General features: G+C 72.5%; 16 protein-coding genes. 12 read left to right on the top strand and 4 right to left on the bottom strand.

Annotated elements, in window-relative coordinates:
* The first annotated feature begins 50 nt into the window (after positions 1-50).
* Positions 51-542, top strand: a complete 492-nt coding sequence (locus H4F98_RS03480) for a GNAT family N-acetyltransferase (RefSeq protein WP_182685280.1) — start codon at positions 51-53, stop codon at positions 540-542.
* Positions 539-2,233 carry an O-linked N-acetylglucosamine transferase, SPINDLY family protein gene (locus H4F98_RS03475; RefSeq protein WP_182685279.1) on the top strand — a complete coding sequence of 565 codons (1,695 nt, stop codon included), beginning with the start codon at positions 539-541 and terminating at the stop codon, positions 2,231-2,233. Before H4F98_RS03480 ends, H4F98_RS03475 begins: the two co-directional genes overlap by 4 nt.
* Here the strand turns inward: H4F98_RS03475 and H4F98_RS03470 are convergent.
* Positions 2,230-3,513, bottom strand: coding sequence for a hypothetical protein (locus tag H4F98_RS03470; protein ID WP_220479076.1), 1,284 nt, complete (start codon positions 3,511-3,513; stop codon positions 2,230-2,232). The genes H4F98_RS03475 and H4F98_RS03470 overlap by 4 nt on opposite strands.
* A gap of 195 nt (positions 3,514-3,708) precedes the next feature.
* On the opposite strand from H4F98_RS03470, the gene paoA reads away from it, so the two are divergent.
* From paoA to H4F98_RS03445, 5 genes are read left to right on the top strand one after another with little or no spacing between them, the layout of a single operon-like run.
* Entirely contained in the window at positions 3,709-4,359 is a 651-nt protein-coding gene (gene paoA, locus H4F98_RS03465; protein WP_182685277.1) for an aldehyde dehydrogenase iron-sulfur subunit PaoA, read from the top strand.
* Positions 4,356-5,312 carry an FAD binding domain-containing protein gene (locus tag H4F98_RS03460; RefSeq protein WP_182685276.1) on the top strand — a complete coding sequence of 319 codons (957 nt, stop codon included), beginning with the start codon at positions 4,356-4,358 and terminating at the stop codon, positions 5,310-5,312. Before paoA ends, H4F98_RS03460 begins: the two co-directional genes overlap by 4 nt.
* The gene (gene paoC, locus H4F98_RS03455; RefSeq protein ID WP_182685275.1) at positions 5,309-7,504 is read left to right on the top strand and encodes an aldehyde oxidoreductase molybdenum-binding subunit PaoC; all 2,196 of its coding nucleotides are present in this window, start codon (positions 5,309-5,311) and stop codon (positions 7,502-7,504) included. The genes H4F98_RS03460 and paoC overlap by 4 nt, the downstream gene beginning before the upstream one ends.
* 49 nt (positions 7,505-7,553) lie before the next feature.
* Entirely contained in the window at positions 7,554-8,585 is a 1,032-nt protein-coding gene (locus H4F98_RS03450) for an XdhC family protein (RefSeq protein ID WP_182685274.1), read from the top strand.
* Entirely contained in the window at positions 8,582-9,184 is a 603-nt protein-coding gene (locus H4F98_RS03445; RefSeq protein WP_246372830.1) for a nucleotidyltransferase family protein, read from the top strand. Before H4F98_RS03450 ends, H4F98_RS03445 begins: the two co-directional genes overlap by 4 nt.
* Before the next feature lie 23 nt (positions 9,185-9,207).
* On the opposite strand, the gene H4F98_RS03440 is transcribed toward H4F98_RS03445, so the two are convergent.
* The 3 genes from H4F98_RS03440 to H4F98_RS03430 are packed head-to-tail and all read right to left on the bottom strand — an operon-like array spanning position 9,208 to position 12,758.
* Positions 9,208-10,416, bottom strand: a complete 1,209-nt coding sequence (locus H4F98_RS03440; RefSeq protein WP_343064720.1) for a sialidase family protein — start codon at positions 10,414-10,416, stop codon at positions 9,208-9,210.
* The gene (locus H4F98_RS03435; protein WP_246372828.1) at positions 10,413-11,552 is read right to left on the bottom strand and encodes a sialidase family protein; all 1,140 of its coding nucleotides are present in this window, start codon (positions 11,550-11,552) and stop codon (positions 10,413-10,415) included. The genes H4F98_RS03440 and H4F98_RS03435 overlap by 4 nt, the downstream gene beginning before the upstream one ends.
* Before the next feature lie 60 nt (positions 11,553-11,612).
* Positions 11,613-12,758, bottom strand: a complete 1,146-nt coding sequence (locus tag H4F98_RS03430; RefSeq protein ID WP_246372826.1) for a metallophosphoesterase — start codon at positions 12,756-12,758, stop codon at positions 11,613-11,615.
* A gap of 95 nt (positions 12,759-12,853) precedes the next feature.
* On the opposite strand from H4F98_RS03430, the gene H4F98_RS03425 reads away from it, so the two are divergent.
* The 5 genes from H4F98_RS03425 (at position 12,854) to H4F98_RS03405 (ending at position 16,810) form a co-directional block, all read left to right on the top strand.
* On the top strand, positions 12,854-13,981 hold the full coding sequence (locus tag H4F98_RS03425) for an alpha/beta fold hydrolase (RefSeq protein ID WP_182685271.1): 1,128 nt from the start codon (positions 12,854-12,856) through the stop codon (positions 13,979-13,981).
* Positions 13,982-14,032: 51 nt separating this feature from the next.
* Positions 14,033-14,551, top strand: a complete 519-nt coding sequence (gene moaB, locus H4F98_RS03420) for a molybdenum cofactor biosynthesis protein B (protein WP_182685270.1) — start codon at positions 14,033-14,035, stop codon at positions 14,549-14,551.
* 34 nt (positions 14,552-14,585) lie between these two features.
* A complete protein-coding gene (gene ppk2 / locus H4F98_RS03415) occupies positions 14,586-15,344 on the top strand; it encodes a polyphosphate kinase 2 (RefSeq protein WP_182685269.1) in 759 nt (252 codons plus the stop codon).
* Positions 15,345-15,540: 196 nt separating this feature from the next.
* Entirely contained in the window at positions 15,541-16,152 is a 612-nt protein-coding gene (locus H4F98_RS03410) for an RNA polymerase sigma factor (RefSeq protein ID WP_182685268.1), read from the top strand.
* The gene (locus H4F98_RS03405) at positions 16,145-16,810 is read left to right on the top strand and encodes an NrsF family protein (RefSeq protein WP_182685267.1); all 666 of its coding nucleotides are present in this window, start codon (positions 16,145-16,147) and stop codon (positions 16,808-16,810) included. Before H4F98_RS03410 ends, H4F98_RS03405 begins: the two co-directional genes overlap by 8 nt.
* Positions 16,811-16,832 lie beyond the last annotated feature (22 nt).

Here is a 16,832-nt window from a genome sequence, read left to right as displayed (position 1 = left end):
CCGGCGGGGGCTTGGCACAATGGCCCCCCACGCACGCCGACAGGGGCCCCATGACGACGACCATCCGCCGCGCCACCCTGGCCGACCTCGACGGCGTTGCCGCGCTGTTCGACGCCTATCGCCAGTTCTACGGCCAGGCCGCCGACCCCGATCGCGCCCGCACGTTCCTGCGCGAACGGATCGAGAAGCACCAGTCCGTGATCATCCTTGCTGAGCTGGAGGGCGAGCTGCTGGGCTTCGCCCAGCTGTACCCGATGTATTCCTCGGTCCGCACCGCCCCGATCTTCATCCTCAACGACCTGTTCGTCGCCGAGCGCGTCCGCCGCTGCGGTGTCGGGCGACTCCTGCTCGATTCCGCCGCGGTCGCCGCGGGGCACGCGGGCGGGGCGCGGCTGATGCTCGAGACCGACCGCGACAACGACGCCGCGCGCGCCCTGTACCGGGCCGCCGGCTGGCACGAAGATGCCTCGCAGTGGTACAGCCTGCCGCTCGCAGGCCCCGGCCCCCTGGCCGGAACCGACGCCGACACGCCGCGCACATGAGCACGCCCGACGCCGACCCGCGCCCCGCCGCCCGCGCCCGGGTCGCGCTGGAACCGGGCAGCGCAATGGCCTGGATCGTGCTGGGCGACGCCGAGCTGGAAGCCGGCGACGCGCGCGCGGGCGAAGCCGCCTGCCGCCGGGCCCTCGCGCTCGCGCCCGGTCATCCCGAAGCGCTGGCGAGGCTCGGGCGCGCCCAGTCCATGCAGGGCCGGCACCCGGACGCCGCCGCCAGCCTGCGCGCCGCTGCCGCGGCGGCACCCGGCCATCCGGGCATCCAGGTCTGGCTGGCCCACGTGCTCGAGGACGTGGGCGAAGCCGAAGCCGCCGCGGATGCCTATGCGCGCGCCCACGCGCTGGCGCCGGGCGAACCGCAACTGGCCGCCTACCTGCTGGCGTGGCGGCGCAAGCTCTGCGACTGGCGCGAACTGGACAGGCTCTCCGCGCAGGTCCGGCAGGCCGTGCGCGACCGGCGCGCGGCGATCGAGCCGTTCGCCTTCCTCAGCGAGGATGCCGGCGCGGCCGAACAGCTCGCCTGCGCCGGCCTGCGCGCTGGCGCCCTCGCCCGCCACGTGCGTCCCCTGCCCCCCGCACCCGCCCGGCGCGGCGGCGCGATACGCGCCGGCTTCCTCTCCAACGGGTTCGGCGCGCATCCCACCGGCCTGCTGACCGTTGCCCTGTTCGAGGCCCTGCAGGCCGCGTCCGCCGGGATCGAGGCGCACCTGTTCGCGCTCAATCCCGAGGATGGCAGCCGGATCCGCCAGCGCCTCGCCGGGGCGACCGCCCTGCACGAGGTTGCCGGGCAATCGCACCGCGATGTCGCCCAGGCCATCCGCGCACGCGGGATCGACGTGCTGTTCGACCTGCGTGGCTGGGGCGGCGGCGGCGCGCCCGAGGTACTGGCCATGCGCCCGGCGCCTGTGCAGGTGAACTGGCTGGCCTATCCCGGCACCTCGGGCGCGCCCTGGATCGACGCCGTGCTGGCCGATGCCTTCGTGCTGCCCGAGGCCCTCGCGCCGCACTTCAGCGAGCGCGTCGTGCGTCTGCCGCGCGCGTTCCAGCCCTCCGATACCCGCCGCGAAGTGCCGCCCGCGCCCGCGCGCGATGCCTGCGGGCTGCCTGCCGAAGGCGTCGTGTTCTGCTGCTTCAACAACAGCTACAAGCTCAACCCGCGCAGTGTCGATCGTGCGTTCGCGGTGCTGCGGGGCGTGCCCGGCAGCGTGCTGTGGCTGCTGTCGGGCCCGGGCCAGGCCGATGGCCGCCTGCGCGCGCACGCGGCGGCTTCGGGCCTGGACCCCGCGCGCCTGGTGTTCATGCCCAAGCAGGCGCACGCGGAGTACCTGGCCCGCCTCCGCCACGCCGACCTGTTCCTCGACACCCACCCCTACAACGCGCACACGACGGCGTCGGACGCGCTGTGGGTGGGGTGCCCGGTGCTCACCTGTCCCGGCGAGACCTTCGCCGCGCGCGTCGCCGGCAGCCTCAACCACCACCTCGGCCTGGACGAGATGAACGTTGCCGACGACACCGCGTTCATCGACAAGGCCATCGCCCTGGGCCGCGATCCCACCGCGCTGGCGGCGCTGCGCGCCGAAGTCGCCGCGCGCCGGCGAGACGGGAGCCTGTTCGACATGGCCGGCTTCGCCCGCGACTTCGCCGCCGCGGTGCGCGCGCTGGCCCAGCCCCCGGTCTAGAACAGCGTCGAGAAGATGCGACCAAGCAGATCGACAAGGGGGATCGCGAGGAACACCAGCGGTACCAGCGGCACGCCGGCCATCAACACGATGGCGAGCAGGTTGACGCGCGACAGCGGCATCGAGGACATGCGCTTGACCGCCTGGTACGGGCCGCCCGCGTAGTCGGCCATGCCGGAGGCATCGTCGTCGTCGAGCAGGGAGTCGCCGCCCGACGGGGCAGGCCAACGCGTCCATCGCCGGTCGAAGCGGCGTGCCATCCGGTGGCCGAGCAGGTCGTAGCGCCGCAGCGCCTTGCGCCGGGCCCGCAGCATGGTCGGCGCCAGCAGCGCCAGCGGCGCCACCAGCAGGACCGTCACGCCGACCACGTAGCCCAGCAACAGGAAGCGCAGGCCGTGGACCGTTTCGCCGAGGTAGAGCACCTGGTTCGCCGCCTCGCCGCAGATGAGCAGGCCACCGGCGAAGGCCAGGATCGCGAAACGCGCCTGCACGACGCCCAGGAACGCGATCCCGCCGGCCCCGTCCGGGTGCGCCGGGCGAAGCACCAGGCCGATCCTCGACAAACGCCACAACAGGTGGACCCAGAGAAAGAAGCGCCACAGCCAAAGCGCACCGACGAAGCGGAACAGCGGCATCGACACCACGTTGAGCCATTGCACCGCGAGGCTGGGGCCGCCGCCTTCAGCGACCCGCCAGCTGCCGATGCCCGGCAGGGCTTCGAGCGACGCCATGCCGAACAGCGAGGGCACGAGCGCGGCGACCAGGCACACCACTTCCGGCGTGCGGGCGTCGCGCAGGCGGCGCATCGAATGGAAGATCGCTTCAAGCCGCGCCTCGCGGCCCCGCCGGACCAGGGGCAGGAGGCGCAACTGGCGCAGGTCGCGCTTGACCATCATGTCGATGCGCGGCGCCCACAGCACCAGCAAGGGCAACGCCAGCAGGAACCTCGCCAACACCGCAGGGTCGTGCAGCAGCGGCACCGCCACGCGATCGCCGGCCAGCGTGCCCTGGGACAGACACAGGACGACGAGCGGGCCCATCGCCACCAGCAGGCAGGCCAGGGCCACCCATGGCGCGAGGAAGCGCCGGCGGCGCAGCAGGCCCAGCGCCTGGAACAGGCGGAAGACCGGCCCGCCCCGCATCAAGGAATGGCCATCGCCCTGCATGAGCATCTCCCCGAACGCCACGACCGGCCAGTGCTGGTCACGTCCGCAGTGTTGCACGCAGCGCGCGCCGGTGCAGCCTGCCCCTTGGCGCAGCGCGCCCGGGTGCGGGCCCATCGTTTCGATTTCACGTCGTGGTCGCGGTGGGATTGGTATTGATCGGGTGATGGCGCTCGGCGCGCGCCGCAGTCGCGACACCCTGACCTGCGATGGTCGCGCCCTGCCGTCCGGCTCACGCCGATGGCCCGGTCCCCGATGCCCGGTCCAGCGACACGGCACCCCCACCCACCCACGCGATCCGGGAAGGCAGGCATGCAGGACGACGACGGTTTCCGACTCACGCGGCGCGAATTCATCATCGCCGGCGCCACCACCGTGGCCGCCAGCGGCGCGTCGCGCGCCTTCATCGGGGCGGCGCAGGCCGCCGCGCCGATGCCGGCCCGCGACGCGGTGACCCGCGAGGTGGCGTTCACGGTCAACGGCACCCCCCGGCGGCTGGAACTGGACACGCGCACCACCCTGCTCGACGCCCTTCGCGAGCACCTCAAGCTCACGGGCACCAAGAAGGGCTGCGACCACGGCCAGTGCGGTGCCTGCACGGTGATCGCCGGTGGCCGGCGCATCAATGCCTGCCTGAGCCTGGCGGTCATGCACGAGGGCGATGCGATCACCACCATCGAAGGCCTCGGCAGCCCGGGACGACTCCATCCCATGCAGCAGGCCTTCGTCGCCCGCGACGGCTACCAGTGCGGTTACTGCACGCCGGGCCAGGTCTGCTCGGCGGTGGCGATGCTGGACGAGATCGAGGCCGGCGTGCCGAGCCATGTCAGCGAGGACCTGACCGCGGCGCCCACCTCCAGCGACGAGGAGATCCGCGAACGCATGAGCGGCAACATCTGCCGCTGCGGCGCCTACTCCAACATCGTCGAGGCGATCAACGACGTCGCCGGGAGCCGCTCATGAGGGCCTTCAGCTACGAGCGCGTGGATTCGCCCGCGGCCGCGGTCGCCGCGATCAAGGCCACGCCGGGCGCGCGCTTCATCGCCGGCGGCACGAACCTGCTGGACCTGATGAAGCTCGAGGTCGAGACGCCGTCCCACCTGGTCGACGTGAACGGCCTGGGCCTGGATCGAATCGAGGCCAGCGCAGACGGCGGCCTGCGCATCGGCGCGCTCGTGCGCAACACCGACCTCGCCGCCGACGCCCGCGTGCGCCGCGATTACGGCGTGCTCTCGCGCGCCCTGCTTGCCGGCGCCTCGGGGCAGTTGCGCAACAAGGCCACCACCGCGGGGAACCTGTTGCAGCGCACGCGGTGCCCCTACTTCTACGACATCGACCAACCCTGCAACAAACGCGTGCCCGGCAGTGGTTGTTCGGCCATCGGGGGCTACAGCCGCGGGCACGCGATCTTGGGCACGAGCGAGGCCTGCATCGCCACCCATCCCAGCGACATGGCCGTCGCCATGCGGGCGCTCGACGCCACGGTGGAAACCACCCGCGCGGACGGCGGCACGCGCTCGATCCCGATCGCCGACTTCCACGTCCTGCCCGGCGACACGCCGCAGGTGGAGACCGCGCTGGAGGCCGGCGAGCTGATCACCGCGGTCACCCTACCGCCGCCCGTGGGCGGGATACACGCCTATCGCAAGGTGCGCGACCGTGCCTCGTATGCGTTCGCGCTGGTGTCGGTCGCCGCGATCGTCCAGCGCGACGGCAGCGGCCGGGTCGCCCTGGGCGGCGTCGCGCACAAGCCCTGGCGCGTGGAGGCCGCCGACGCGGCCCTGCCCGACGGCGCGGGCGCCGCGGCGGCCAAGCTGCTCGCCGGTGCGCGCACCACCGCGGACAACGCCTTCAAGGTGCCGCTGGTCGAGCGCACCATCGCCGCCGTGCTGGTGGATGCGGGAGCCACGCCATGAAATTCGACACCCCCGCCACCACCAATCCCATCGACCGGCTCGCGGTGGTCGGCAAGCCGACCGATCGCATCGACGGCCCGCTCAAGACCACCGGTACCGCGCCATATGCCTACGAACGGCACGACGTCGCACCGGATGCCGCCTACGGGCATGTCGTCGGCGCGGCGATCGCGAAGGGCCGCATCGCCTCGATCGACACCAGCGTCGCCCTTGCCTCCCCGGGCGTGCTGGCGGTGGTGACCGCACGCAACGCGGGCAAGCTGGACAAGGGGCGCTTCAACACCGCCCACCTCCTGGCCGGTCCGGAGATCGAGCACTACCACCAGGCCGTCGCCCTGGTGGTCGCCGAGACCTTCGAGCAGGCGCGCGCCGCCGCCGCACGGGTGCGGATCGAGTACACCCGCGCCGCGGGCGTGCACGACCTCGACCAGGCGCGGGGATCGGCGGTCGAGCCCAAGGACAACCCCGACGTGCGCGTGGGCGATTTCGAAGGGGCGTTCGCCGCCGCGCCGGTGCAGCTGGACGCCACCTACCGCACCCCCGACCAGTCGCACGCGATGATGGAGCCGCACGCGTCCATCGCGGCCTGGGAGGGAGACGCGCTGACCCTGTGGACCTCCAACCAGATGATCGCCTGGGGCGCCGGCGACGTCGCCCGCACATTGGGCATTCCGCGCGAGAAGGTGCGCCTGGTATCGCCCTACATCGGCGGTGGCTTCGGCAGCAAGCTGTTCGTGCGCGCCGACGCGCTGCTCGCTGCGCTGGGCGCGAAGGCGGCCGGGCGGCCGGTGAAGGTGGCGCTCGCGCGACCGCAGATCTTCAACAACACCACCCACCGCCCCGCGACCATCCAGCGCATCCGCATCGGCTGCGACCGCGACGGACGGATCGACGCGATCGGCCATGAAAGCTGGTCGGGCGACCTGCCCGGCGGCGGCCCGGAAACCGCGACCGGGCAGACCGAGCTGCTGTATGCCGGCGCGAACCGCCTGACCGCCCTGCGCCTGGCCGTGCTCGACCTGCCGGAGGGCAACGCCATGCGCGCGCCGGGCGAGGCGCCGGGAATGATGGCCCTGGAAATCGCGATGGACGAGATGGCCGACAAGCTCGGCCTGGACCCGGTCAGGTTCCGCATCCTCAACGACACCCAGGTCGATCCCGCCAAGCCCGGGCGACGGTTTTCGCAACGGCAGCTGGTGCAGTGCCTGGAGGACGGCGCAAGGCGCTTCGGCTGGGACCGCCGCGCCAGCCGGCCCGGCACCCGGCGCGAAGGGCGCTGGTGGGTGGGCATGGGCGTGGCCTCGGCCTTCCGCAACAACCTGGTGATGAAGTCCGCCGCGCGCGTGCGCCTGTCGCCCGGGCCGCGTCTCGTGGTCGAGACCGACATGACCGACATCGGCACCGGCAGCTACACCGTGATCGCGCAGACCGCGGCGGAGATGCTCGGCCTGCCGCTCGACCGGGTGGAGGTGCGGCTGGGCGATTCAAACTTCCCCGTCTCGGCCGGCTCCGGCGGCCAGTGGGGCGCCAACAGCTCCACTTCCGGCGTCTATGCCGCCTGCATGAAGCTGCGCGGCGACATCGCCGCCCGGCTGGGCCTGGACCCGGCGGGCGTCAGTTTCGCCGATGGCCAGGTCGTCGACGGCGAACGCAGCGTGGCGCTGGCCGACGCCACGAAGGACGGCGAGATCGTGGCCGAGGACGCGATCGAGTTCGGCGACCTCGACAAGGAATACCAGCAGTCCACCTTCGGCGCGCACTTCGTTGAGGTCGGCGTCGATGCGGCGACCGCGGAAGTGCGCATCCGGCGCATGCTCGCGGTCTGCGCGGCCGGACGCATCCTCAACCCGAAGTCGGCGCGCAGCCAGGTCATCGGCGCGATGACGATGGGCGCCGGCGCGGCCCTGATGGAGGCGCTGGCGGTCGACACGCGCCGCGGCTTCTTCGTCAACCACGACCTGGCCGGCTACGAGGTCCCGGTGCACGCCGACATCCCGCACCAGGAGGTCGTGTTCCTCGAGGAGACCGATCCGATTTCCTCGCCGATGAAGGCCAAGGGCGTGGGCGAGCTCGGCATCTGCGGGGTCGGCGCGGCAGTGGCCAATGCCATCCACAACGCGACCGGCATCCGCGTGCGCGACTACCCGATCACGCTCGACAAGCTGATCGACAAGATGCCGCCGATCGCATGACGCGTTGCCGGACCTGCCGGGATCGCCGCCCGGCCCCTGGAGGCTTGCGATGGAGACCGTAGCCCGCCGCATCGCCGCCAACGACGTCGATGCCGGCGACCATGCCCCGCGCGTGCCCGCCTTCCTGCCCACCGGCCATCCGCGCCCGGTGCTCGCGGCGGCGGCGCGCGCATCGCGTGGGGTGTTGGCCATGGTGCTCGAGACCGAAGGCTCGACCTATGTCGACCCGGGCGCCATGGCCTGCTTCGCCGGCGAGCAGCAGGCGGGCTGGCTGAGTGGCGGTTGCCTGGAAACGGAACTGGCGCGCCGGGCCGCGGGCGCCGACGCCGACGGCCGCGTCGAATGGGTCGAGATCGACACCCGCGACGACGATGCCCTGTTTTCCGGCAGTGCCATCGGATGCCGGGGGCGGCTGCGCATCGCCCTGCTGCCGCTGCGCCTGATGCCGGGGGCCGGCGAACTGCTCGACGCGTGGTGGGACGGCGGCGCGCCGCTGGAACGCCGCGTCGACGCCGAGGGCCGCGTGGGCCTGGCGATCGCCGGACGCCAGTGCGACTGGCAACTGCCGGCGGCCCCCGTGGCCTGGCGCGGGGGCAATCGCGAATGGGCCCTGCACCTGCCCCGTCCGCCGACGGCCCTGCTGCTGGGCGCGGGCCCGGAAACCGGCACCCTCGTCCACCTCCTCGGCGACCTGGGCTGGCGCCGCACGCTGTGCGAGCCGCGACCGCGCTGGCAGGGCGTCGGCGACGACGCCGATGCCCGCCATTCCGATGCATCGGCGGGGCTGCGGCTGGCGCGGGACGCGCATGACGCGGTCCTTGTGATGCACCACGACTTCGAACGCGATCGCGAGGCGCTGGAAGCCGCGGCGCGCGGCGGCGCCGCCTTCATCGGCCTGCTGGGGCCGCCGCGGCGCCGCGACGACCTGTTGAAACTCCTGCATGCCGACGTCCGCGAGGCCCTGCTGCCCCACCTGCGCGCGCCCGTGGGCATCGACCTGGGGGGCAAGGGGCCGGAGGCGATCGCCCTGAGCATCGCGGCGCAACTGCAGCAATGGCGGGGCCAGGCAGGCCGGACATGAGCAGCGCGCACCTGGCGATCGTGCTCGCCGCAGGGGGCAGCCAACGCCTTGGCCGCGCCAAGGCGCTGCTGACCCGGGATGGCGAAACGCTCGTCCACCGGGCCGCCCGCCTGGCGCTGGAAAGCAGGCCCTCGCGTGCGTGCGTCGTGGTCGGGGCCCAGGCGGACGCCGTGACCGATGCCGTGCGCGACCTGCCGTGCCGTGTCGTCCTGAACCCGGACTGGCGCGAGGGCATGGGCGGCAGCCTGCGCCGCGCCGGGGATGCTTTCGCCCGCGCGGGCGTGCCGGTGCTGGTCCTCGCCTGCGACCAGCCCGCGCTCGCCCTGGGCCACCTTCAAGCCCTGCTCGACGGCGCCGCGCGCGCGAGTTCGCGCTGCGCGGCAACCCGACATGGCGACGCCATCGGCATTCCCGCCGTCGTCCCCGGCGACTGGTTCTCGGGCCCGGGCCGCCCCTCCGGCGATGCCGGTTTCGCCCGCGCCCTGCGCGAACTGCCGACCGATGCGCGTGCGGTGCTCGATGCACCGGAACTGCTACTCGACCTCGACACCGCGGACGACGTGCGCGAAGCGGTGTCACGCGGGTGGCTGGACCGCTGACCGCCGCGCCCCCGCGCAGCCCGTCAGGGACGCGCGAGCGCCGCCAGCGGCACGCGCGTGACCTGCACATCCTCCTTGTTGGTCGCGTAGCCCACGTACAGGTGGCCGCGCCAGACGACGCTCTTGGGATAGTGGTAGCCCGGTCGCTTGTAACGCCCCTCGAAGCGCAGCGGCTGCAGGTCGTCGCCGCCGCGCAGCAGGAAGGCGCGGTCGAAGCGATGGCCATCGTCCGACAGCGTGATCGCCAGCGGCACGCGACGCTTGCCGGCGTTGGGCGCGTTGACCAGGAAGGCGCTGCCGTCGGGGAGGTTGCCCGCGCTCTGCTTGGCACGCGAGTCGGGCATGCCGGTGATCGCCGGCGTCGTCCAGCTTCGGCCGCGGTCGCAGCTTTCGGCGGCCAGCTGACGGAAACTCGAGGCCTGGTCGCGGAACACCATCACCACGCAGCGAGCGCCGTCGCGCCCGTCGCGTAGGAACAGGCTCGGTTCGAGTTCGCGGCTGGCGCGGCCCTCGGCCGGCAGGCGCTGCATGCGCCCGCGCACCCAGCCCGAGATCGCCAGCGGATCGTCGGTGTAGTGCGGCGCGACGAACATGCCCGGTCGCAGGTGGAACGCCGTCACCGTGCGTCCGTCGCCGATACCGTGCGGGTCCTGCTCGATGATGCCCTCCAGCGGACGCCCTTCGTCGTCGGTGATCCGTCGCGGCGGGCTCCAGTGTTCGCCGTCGGTGCTGAGGCGGTACTCGGTGAAGCCGCCGTCGCCGCTCTGGAAGCCGGTCGGCCAGACGTTCACGTAGGCCACCAGGGTGCGTCCGTCGGTCCACCAGCCGCCGCTGGAATGCATGCGCCCCTCGCGGCCCGCCGGCGCCAGCGACGCGGGCGCCTCCCAATGCGCGCCATCGGCGCTGCGGCTGTAGGCGACATGGGTGTCGGGGGCGTCCTCGTCGCGCGCGGACTGCTGCCATTGTGCGTAGAGCCGTCCCTTGAACGGCACCAGCACGACGCCGTTGCTGAAACGATCCCCCTTCGCGCGCGGCGCGAACACGGTGGAAGTCTCCGTGCCCGGCGCCACGGCCAGGCCCAGGTCATCCGGCCTATCCGCATCGAACAGGGCCGGCGCCACGGAATACGGCGCGGATGCCGGCTCAAGGGCTTCTTCGGCAGCGTCGCTGGCCGGCGGCGACAGCAGCATGAGCAGGGCGGCGATGGCCCCGGTTCGGCAGCATGCCGTCACGCCTCCGGCTCCAGCCGCGCGGGATCCAGGACGACGTGCTTGATCCGCACCCGGCCCCAGGTGTAACTGACATGCACGAGGCCGTCGCGGGCCTGGATCACCGCCGGATAGGCGTAGCCATGTTCGATAGGCCCGGATTCCAGGGTCAGCACCCGGCGCCAGCGCACGCCGTCGTCGGACAGGGCGACCGCGAGCGGCCAGCGCGGCCCCTTGCCCGGGGTCTCGGGATGGTGCGCGCCGGGGTTGTAGACGATCAGCTGGCGACCGTCCGCCAGGGTGAGCGCGTCGGTGCCCGAGTTCGGATTGGCGAGGTCGATCGCGTCGACGGGCGTCCAGTGGTGGCCGCCATCGCTGGACCACGTGGAAGCGACCACGCCCTGCGCGGTGCGCGCCACTGCCTGCAGCCGGCCGTCGGCGTGGAACAGCAGGCTGGGCTGGATCGCATCGAGTCCGTTGAGGGGCTCGACGGCGGCCGTGCGCGCCCAGGTCCGTCCGCCGTCCGCGCTGCGCTCGAAGTGCAGGCGCCAGTCCGCGTCGCGCGCCGTCCCCGTCTCGGTACTCGACGGCGACAGCCAGTCGCCATTGGCGAGCACCACCGGCTTGTTCTTGATCGGGCCGAGCACGCCGGCGGGCAGGCGCTCGGCGGCGCTCCAGCTCTGGCCTCCATCCAGGGAGCGCATGGCCATGCCCCACCATCGGCGGGGGTCGGGCCCGACCTTGTAGAACAGCCACAGCGGCCCCCCGGGCGCCTGGAACAGCACCGGGTTCCAGGTCGGCAGGCGGCTGCCGTCCTCCTGCACCCCATCGGCGACCGCGACCGGCGTGCTCCAGCCCCCGGGGCCGAGGCGCGCGACATGGATCTCGACATCGGGGTGGCGCTCATGGGTACCGCCGAACCAGGCCGCGACGATCTCACCCCCGGTGGTTTCCACCAGGGTCGAGGCATGCGCCTGCGGGAACGGCGCCTCGGTGTAGATGAAGCCCTCAGAGACGATGGCGGCGGGCCGGACGTCGCCTCCGGTAGCGGTGGCCGACGGCGTGATCGCAGGCGCCAGGAACAGCAGCGCGAAGGCAGGAAGCCAGCGCTGCCATTCATGGCGGCGCTTGCGGACGGACCAGGGCCTGGCAGGCATCATGCCCCGAGTACACGGAACATGACCACCGGTGTCAAGCCACCTGCATGCCGCCCGGCCGCCTCATTCCACGGGATCGGTGGCGGTCGCGTCGCGCAGTGGCAGGCGCTCGCCGGCGAGGGTGCCGCGGCTCATGCGGCCGGCCTCCACGAACAGCAGTTCGCCCGACTCGCCGTCCTTGATGCTGCTGTCGACGGCGATGACCCGACCGCCGCGGTGGCTTTCCACGTGCGCCATCGAGGTATGGCCGACCACCACATGCGCCACCCCCAGCCGGTCGAGCACGGCGTCCATGCCCGCCGGGTCCAGCGCATCGGGATCGAAGTAGCCGCGGTACCAGATCGGACTGTCGCGACCGTCGTACAGCGGCGCGTAACGCGGGTCGTCGCGGGTGAGCGTACGCGGCATGCCAAGCGAGGCACGGTAGCGGTCGTTCGCGGTCTCGTTGTCGATGCCGAGCGCCAGGAAGGCCGGCGACATGCCGCCGTGCACGAACAGCATGTCGTCGATGCGGGCGATCACCGGCCGGCTGCGCAGCCAGTCGCCGATGACGCTGCCGGGGCCGTACAGGTCGGTGTAGGCGATGCCCAATGCGTTGGCGGTGGCGAAGTAGCGGTCATTGACGTAGCGCAGGTCGCGGTAGAGCACCATCGCCTCGTGGTTGCCCAGCAGCACGTGGAGGCCGCCGCCGGCCTCGCGCGCCTGCTGCTCGAGCGCATAGAGCTTCCAGAAGATCTCGTTGACCCGCGGCCCGCGATCGAAGACGTCGCCAACCAGCACGAGGTGGCCGTCGCCCCAGGCCCAGTCGCCGCGGTCGTCCAGGATCCGGTTCGCCTGCAGCAGGCGCACCATCAGTGCGTACTGGCCGTGCACGTCCGACAGCGCGGCCAGGCGCTCGACGCCACGCAGGTCGACGCGTTCGCGCCCGGCGACCGGGGCGCGCACCTCGATCGCCGCCGCCTGCCCGCAACGCGGCGGCACCCGCACCGGCCAGCGCCGGGCGTGGAAACGCGCGACCTCGCTGCGCCCGTCGCAGACCCAGCGCGCCACCAGCCCACCGTCGACGTAATCGATGTACGGCCCGTCGTCGAACCCGGCCCGTGGCGCGGCGGGCGCCGGCGAGGCCTCAGGCGGCGCCGCCAAGGTCACGCCCGCGAAGGCCTGGGCCAGGAGCAGGGACAGGCCGGGCAAAAGGAACGACTTCACCATGGTGCGTACCGGATCGGTGGACAGGTGATGGTAGCGCCGCCGGCGCGTGACTTCCCGCAGGGTTTCGAACGCATCGTGGCCGCTACGATGGCGACATGGCCCATGCACTGCTCCGCCTCGTCGCCACCGCCCTGTGCCTGCTCGCATGCCTCGCGTCGGAAGCGCGCGCCCAGGATTGCCCCGACACCGCGCCGTACGCGCCCGCCCGCGAGATCATCGCCGACCTGGGCCGGATCGTCGCGCCCAATGGCGTGCAGGCGTCCTACACCACCACGATCGGCGGCATTCCCCAGTACATCACCGTGCGCGGCCAGGACCGCGACAACCCGATCATCCTGTTCGTCCACGGCGGCCCGGCTTCGCCGCTGACGCCCAGCCTGTGGGAGTTCCAGCGCCCGCTGGAGGAGTACTTCACGATGGTCACCTGGGACCAGCGCGGCGCCGGACGCACCTACAACCAGGTCGATCCCGACGCGATCGCCGACAGCATCCGGATCCCGCGCTACATCGACGACGCGATCGAGGTCGCCGAGCACGTGCGCGCGCGATACGGCAAGCGCAAGCTGATCCTGATGGGCCACAGCTGGGGCACGATCGTCGGCATGGGCGCGGCGCTGAAGCGACCCGACCTGTTCCACGCCTACGTCGGCATCGGCCAGGTGATCGACGTGCAGGAGAACGAGCGGATCAGCTTCGACTACGCGCTGTCCCAGGCCCGCGCGCACGACAACCATGAGGCGGTGGCCGCGCTGGAAGCCATCGCGCCCTACCCGGGCGACACCCCGCTGACGCGCGAGCGCATCGTCACCGCGCGCATCTGGGCGCAGCACTACGGCGGCATGAGCGCGTTCCGCGACGAGTCCAACCTGTACTTCTATCGCGCCGGCCGGCTGTCGCCGGAGTACGAGGCGGCGGATGTCTGCGCGATCGACAAGGGCAGCCTGTTCACCCTGGGCAAGGTGCTCGACGCCTTCCTGGAGGTCGACTACAGCCACGTGGAGCGTTTTCCGGTCCCGGTGGTGATGTTCATGGGGCGCCATGACTACACCACCCCCTCGGCACCAACGGCCGCCTGGCTGGATGTCGTGGACGCGCCGTACAAGCGCGGGATCTGGTTCGAACGCTCCGCGCACATGATTCCCTGGGAGGAGCCGGGCAAGACCCTGGTCAGCCTGCTGGAAACGGTGCGGCCCCTGGCGGTCGACGCCGGGAGCGGTGACTGAGGCGCCGAGCGCGCGAGACCGCGCCGGGCCCGATCGGTTAGGCTCGGCGCCATGACCGCTTCCGCCGACTTCATGCCCCTGCGCCTGTGCGTGCTGACCGTGTCGGACAGCCGCACGGCCGACGACGACACCTCCGGCGACTACCTCGCCGGCGCCCTGGCCGAGGCCGGCCACCGACTCGCCGGGCGCGCCCTGCTGCCCGACGACACGTACCGCCTGCGCGCCCAGGTCTCGCAGTGGATCGCCGACGAGGCCGTCGACGGCATCCTGGTGACCGGCGGGACCGGCTTCACCGGCCGCGACTCCACGCCCGAAGCGCTGCGCCCGCTGCTGGACAAGGAGATGGACGGCTTCGGCGAACTGTTCCGCGCGATCAGTTTCGACGAGATCGGCACCTCGACCCTGCAGTCGCGCGCGTTCGCCGGCCTGGCCAATGGCACCTTCCTGTTCGCCCTGCCGGGTTCGACCTCGGCCTGTCGCACCGGCTGGGAGAAGATCATCCGGGCGCAGCTGGACGCGCGCACCCGTCCCTGCAACCTGGCCCACCTGAAGCCGCGACTGCGCGAATGACGCGCCCGCCCGCCCCGAGGGAACCCGCACGCGCATGAAGAAGAAGGACTACGAGGCCGAGCTCGAACCCCTGCAGGTGGAACTGGCGGGCGTGGCCCGCTGGCTCAAGCACTGCGGCAAGCGGCTGCTGGTGATCCTGGAAGGTCGCGACACCGCCGGCAAGGGCGGCGCCATCGGCGCCCTGCAGGACCATCTGAACCCGCGCCAGTGCCGGGTCGTCGCCCTGCCCAGGCCCAGCGACCGCGAAACCGGGCAATGGTACTTCCAGCGCTACGTGCCCCACCTGCCGGCCGCGGGCGAGATCGCGCTGTTCGACCGCAGCTGGTACAACCGGGCCGGCGTCGAGAAGGTCATGGGCTTCGCCACGCCGGCCCAGGTCGAGGCCTTCCTGGTGCAGGTGCCGGTCTTCGAGAAGCTCCTCGTCGACGACGGCATCCTGCTGTTCAAGTACTGGCTGTGCTGCGACCAGGACAAACAGGAGGAACGCTTCGCCGAACGCCTGGAAGACCCGCTCAAGCGCTGGAAACTGTCGCCCATCGACCTGGAGGCCCGGCGCCTGTACGCGGACTACACCGACGCGCGCGAGGCCATGCTCGAAGCCACCCATACCCCCCACGCGCCCTGGACCCTGGTCGACTTCAACGACCAGAAGCGCGGCCGCCTGACCCTGCTGCGCGACCTCCTGTCGCGCCTGCCGGACCGCGACGTGCCGCCGCCCGCGATCGAGTTCCCGCCCCTGGACCACCCGCCGCTGCGCGAGCGGTACGGGGTCCTGCAGCCGCTGGACGACTGAGGCGTAACCTCGTGCGCCCCCCGCGCGAACAGGGGGATATCGGCCCGGGACTGCCCGTCCCCGCCCCGCCACGGAGGAATCGCACGCCACCCCGACATCGCCAGACCGGCCCGGCGCCGGCCTTTTGCAGTGTCGTGGCGACGCCGCCATCATGGGCACCATCGTCCCCTTCCAACGGACATCCCCCACCCCGCCGATGTCCCCTTCGAACGCCACGCCGACGGCCAACGGCGACGACGCCCGCGACGCCGTGCCCTGGGAGCAGCTCATGGCCCTGGCGCAGGACGGCGACCGCCATGCCTACCACGCCCTGCTGAGCGGCATCACGCCGTACGTGCGCGCCGTCGCGCGACGCTACCTGGGCCATCCCGACGAGGTCGACGACGCCGTGCAGGACATCCTGGTGATCGTCCACGGCATCCGCCACACCTACGAGCGCGGGCGCCCCTTCAAGCCCTGGCTGGGCACCATCGCCAGCCGTCGCTGCATCGACCTGCTGCGCCGGCGCACGCATCGCGTGAAGCACGAGTTCGACGACGCGGACGCGTTGCCCGAGGCCGTGGACCACGACGCCGGCCCGGCCGACCAGGCCTCGCGCGACGAAGCCGCCCGCGCACTGCACGAGGCCATCGACGCCCTGCCGCCCCGGCAACGGGAAGCGGTGCAACTGCTGCGGATCAAGGAGCTCTCGCTCAGCGAAGCGGCCGCGCGCAGCCAGCAGAGTACCGGCGCCCTGAAGGTGGCCTACCACCGCGCCCTGAAATCACTGCGCCGGGTCCTGGGCCCGGAGGAATCGCCCCATGACTGACACTTCCCGCCTGATCGACCAGTTGGCCGCGCGCGCCGCGCCGGTCCGGCCGCTGGCCTCGCCGCTGCGGCGGACCCTCGCCTGGCTGGCCCTGGCGACCCTGGTCATGGCGGTCCTGCTGGCCGTCCGCGGCGGGATCGAGCCGGGCACCCTGCATTCCGGCGCGGCGAAGCTGCAGTGGGCCGCGAGCCTGCTGACCGCGGTGCTGGCGGCCTACGCGACCTTCCAGGTCAGCGTGCCCGGGCGCTCGCCCGCATGGGCGTGGTTGCCCGCGCCCGCCCTGCTGGCCTGGCTGTCCAGCCTGGGCTGGGGGTGCCTGCAGGAACACGCGCGACTGGGCGCCGGCGCCTTCGAGATGAACATGGGCACGGTCGAGTGCGCCTGGGCGATCACCATGGTCAGCGTTCCGCTGGCGCTGGTGATGCTGCTGGTGGTGCGCCATGCCGGCGCGGTGCGGCCGGCACGCACGGCCCTGCTGGCCACGCTGGGCACGGCGGCACTGTCGTCGGCCGGCGTCAGCCTGATCCACGACGCCGGCGAGAGCATGGCGATGGTGCTGCTCTGGCATGCCGGGGCGGTGGGCGTGCTGTCGCTGGCCAGCCTGCTGGCCGGGCGGCGACTGCTGGGCTGGATCGGCTACGCGCGGCAGGCGCGCTGAGCAAGCCGCCCCGCGCCCGCGG

Source organism: Marilutibacter spongiae (genome assembly GCF_014145325.1).
Lineage (GTDB): Bacteria > Pseudomonadota > Gammaproteobacteria > Xanthomonadales > Xanthomonadaceae > Marilutibacter > Marilutibacter spongiae.
The sequence above is the reverse complement of the archived record's forward strand: the minus strand, read 5'-3'. Positions and strand labels throughout refer to the sequence as shown.

Excerpts from the sequence above, each read along its gene's own strand:
- H4F98_RS03405 (WP_182685267.1), top strand. The coding sequence starts at position 16,145 with ATGACTGACACTTCCCGCCTGATCGACCAGTTGGCCGCGCGCGCCGCG.
- H4F98_RS03450 (WP_182685274.1), top strand. The coding sequence starts at position 7,554 with ATGGAGACCGTAGCCCGCCGCATCGCCGCCAACGACGTCGATGCCGGC.
- H4F98_RS03460 (WP_182685276.1), top strand. The coding sequence starts at position 4,356 with ATGAGGGCCTTCAGCTACGAGCGCGTGGATTCGCCCGCGGCCGCGGTC.
- H4F98_RS03435 (WP_246372828.1), bottom strand. The coding sequence starts at position 11,552 with ATGATGCCTGCCAGGCCCTGGTCCGTCCGCAAGCGCCGCCATGAATGG.
- ppk2 (WP_182685269.1), top strand. The coding sequence starts at position 14,586 with ATGAAGAAGAAGGACTACGAGGCCGAGCTCGAACCCCTGCAGGTGGAA.
- H4F98_RS03480 (WP_182685280.1), top strand. The coding sequence starts at position 51 with ATGACGACGACCATCCGCCGCGCCACCCTGGCCGACCTCGACGGCGTT.
- H4F98_RS03445 (WP_246372830.1), top strand. The coding sequence starts at position 8,582 with ATGAGCAGCGCGCACCTGGCGATCGTGCTCGCCGCAGGGGGCAGCCAA.
- H4F98_RS03470 (WP_220479076.1), bottom strand. The coding sequence starts at position 3,513 with ATGGGCCCGCACCCGGGCGCGCTGCGCCAAGGGGCAGGCTGCACCGGC.
- paoA (WP_182685277.1), top strand. The coding sequence starts at position 3,709 with ATGCAGGACGACGACGGTTTCCGACTCACGCGGCGCGAATTCATCATC.
- paoC (WP_182685275.1), top strand. The coding sequence starts at position 5,309 with ATGAAATTCGACACCCCCGCCACCACCAATCCCATCGACCGGCTCGCG.
- moaB (WP_182685270.1), top strand. The coding sequence starts at position 14,033 with ATGACCGCTTCCGCCGACTTCATGCCCCTGCGCCTGTGCGTGCTGACC.
- H4F98_RS03410 (WP_182685268.1), top strand. The coding sequence starts at position 15,541 with ATGTCCCCTTCGAACGCCACGCCGACGGCCAACGGCGACGACGCCCGC.
- H4F98_RS03475 (WP_182685279.1), top strand. The coding sequence starts at position 539 with ATGAGCACGCCCGACGCCGACCCGCGCCCCGCCGCCCGCGCCCGGGTC.
- H4F98_RS03425 (WP_182685271.1), top strand. The coding sequence starts at position 12,854 with ATGGCCCATGCACTGCTCCGCCTCGTCGCCACCGCCCTGTGCCTGCTC.
- H4F98_RS03430 (WP_246372826.1), bottom strand. The coding sequence starts at position 12,758 with ATGGTGAAGTCGTTCCTTTTGCCCGGCCTGTCCCTGCTCCTGGCCCAG.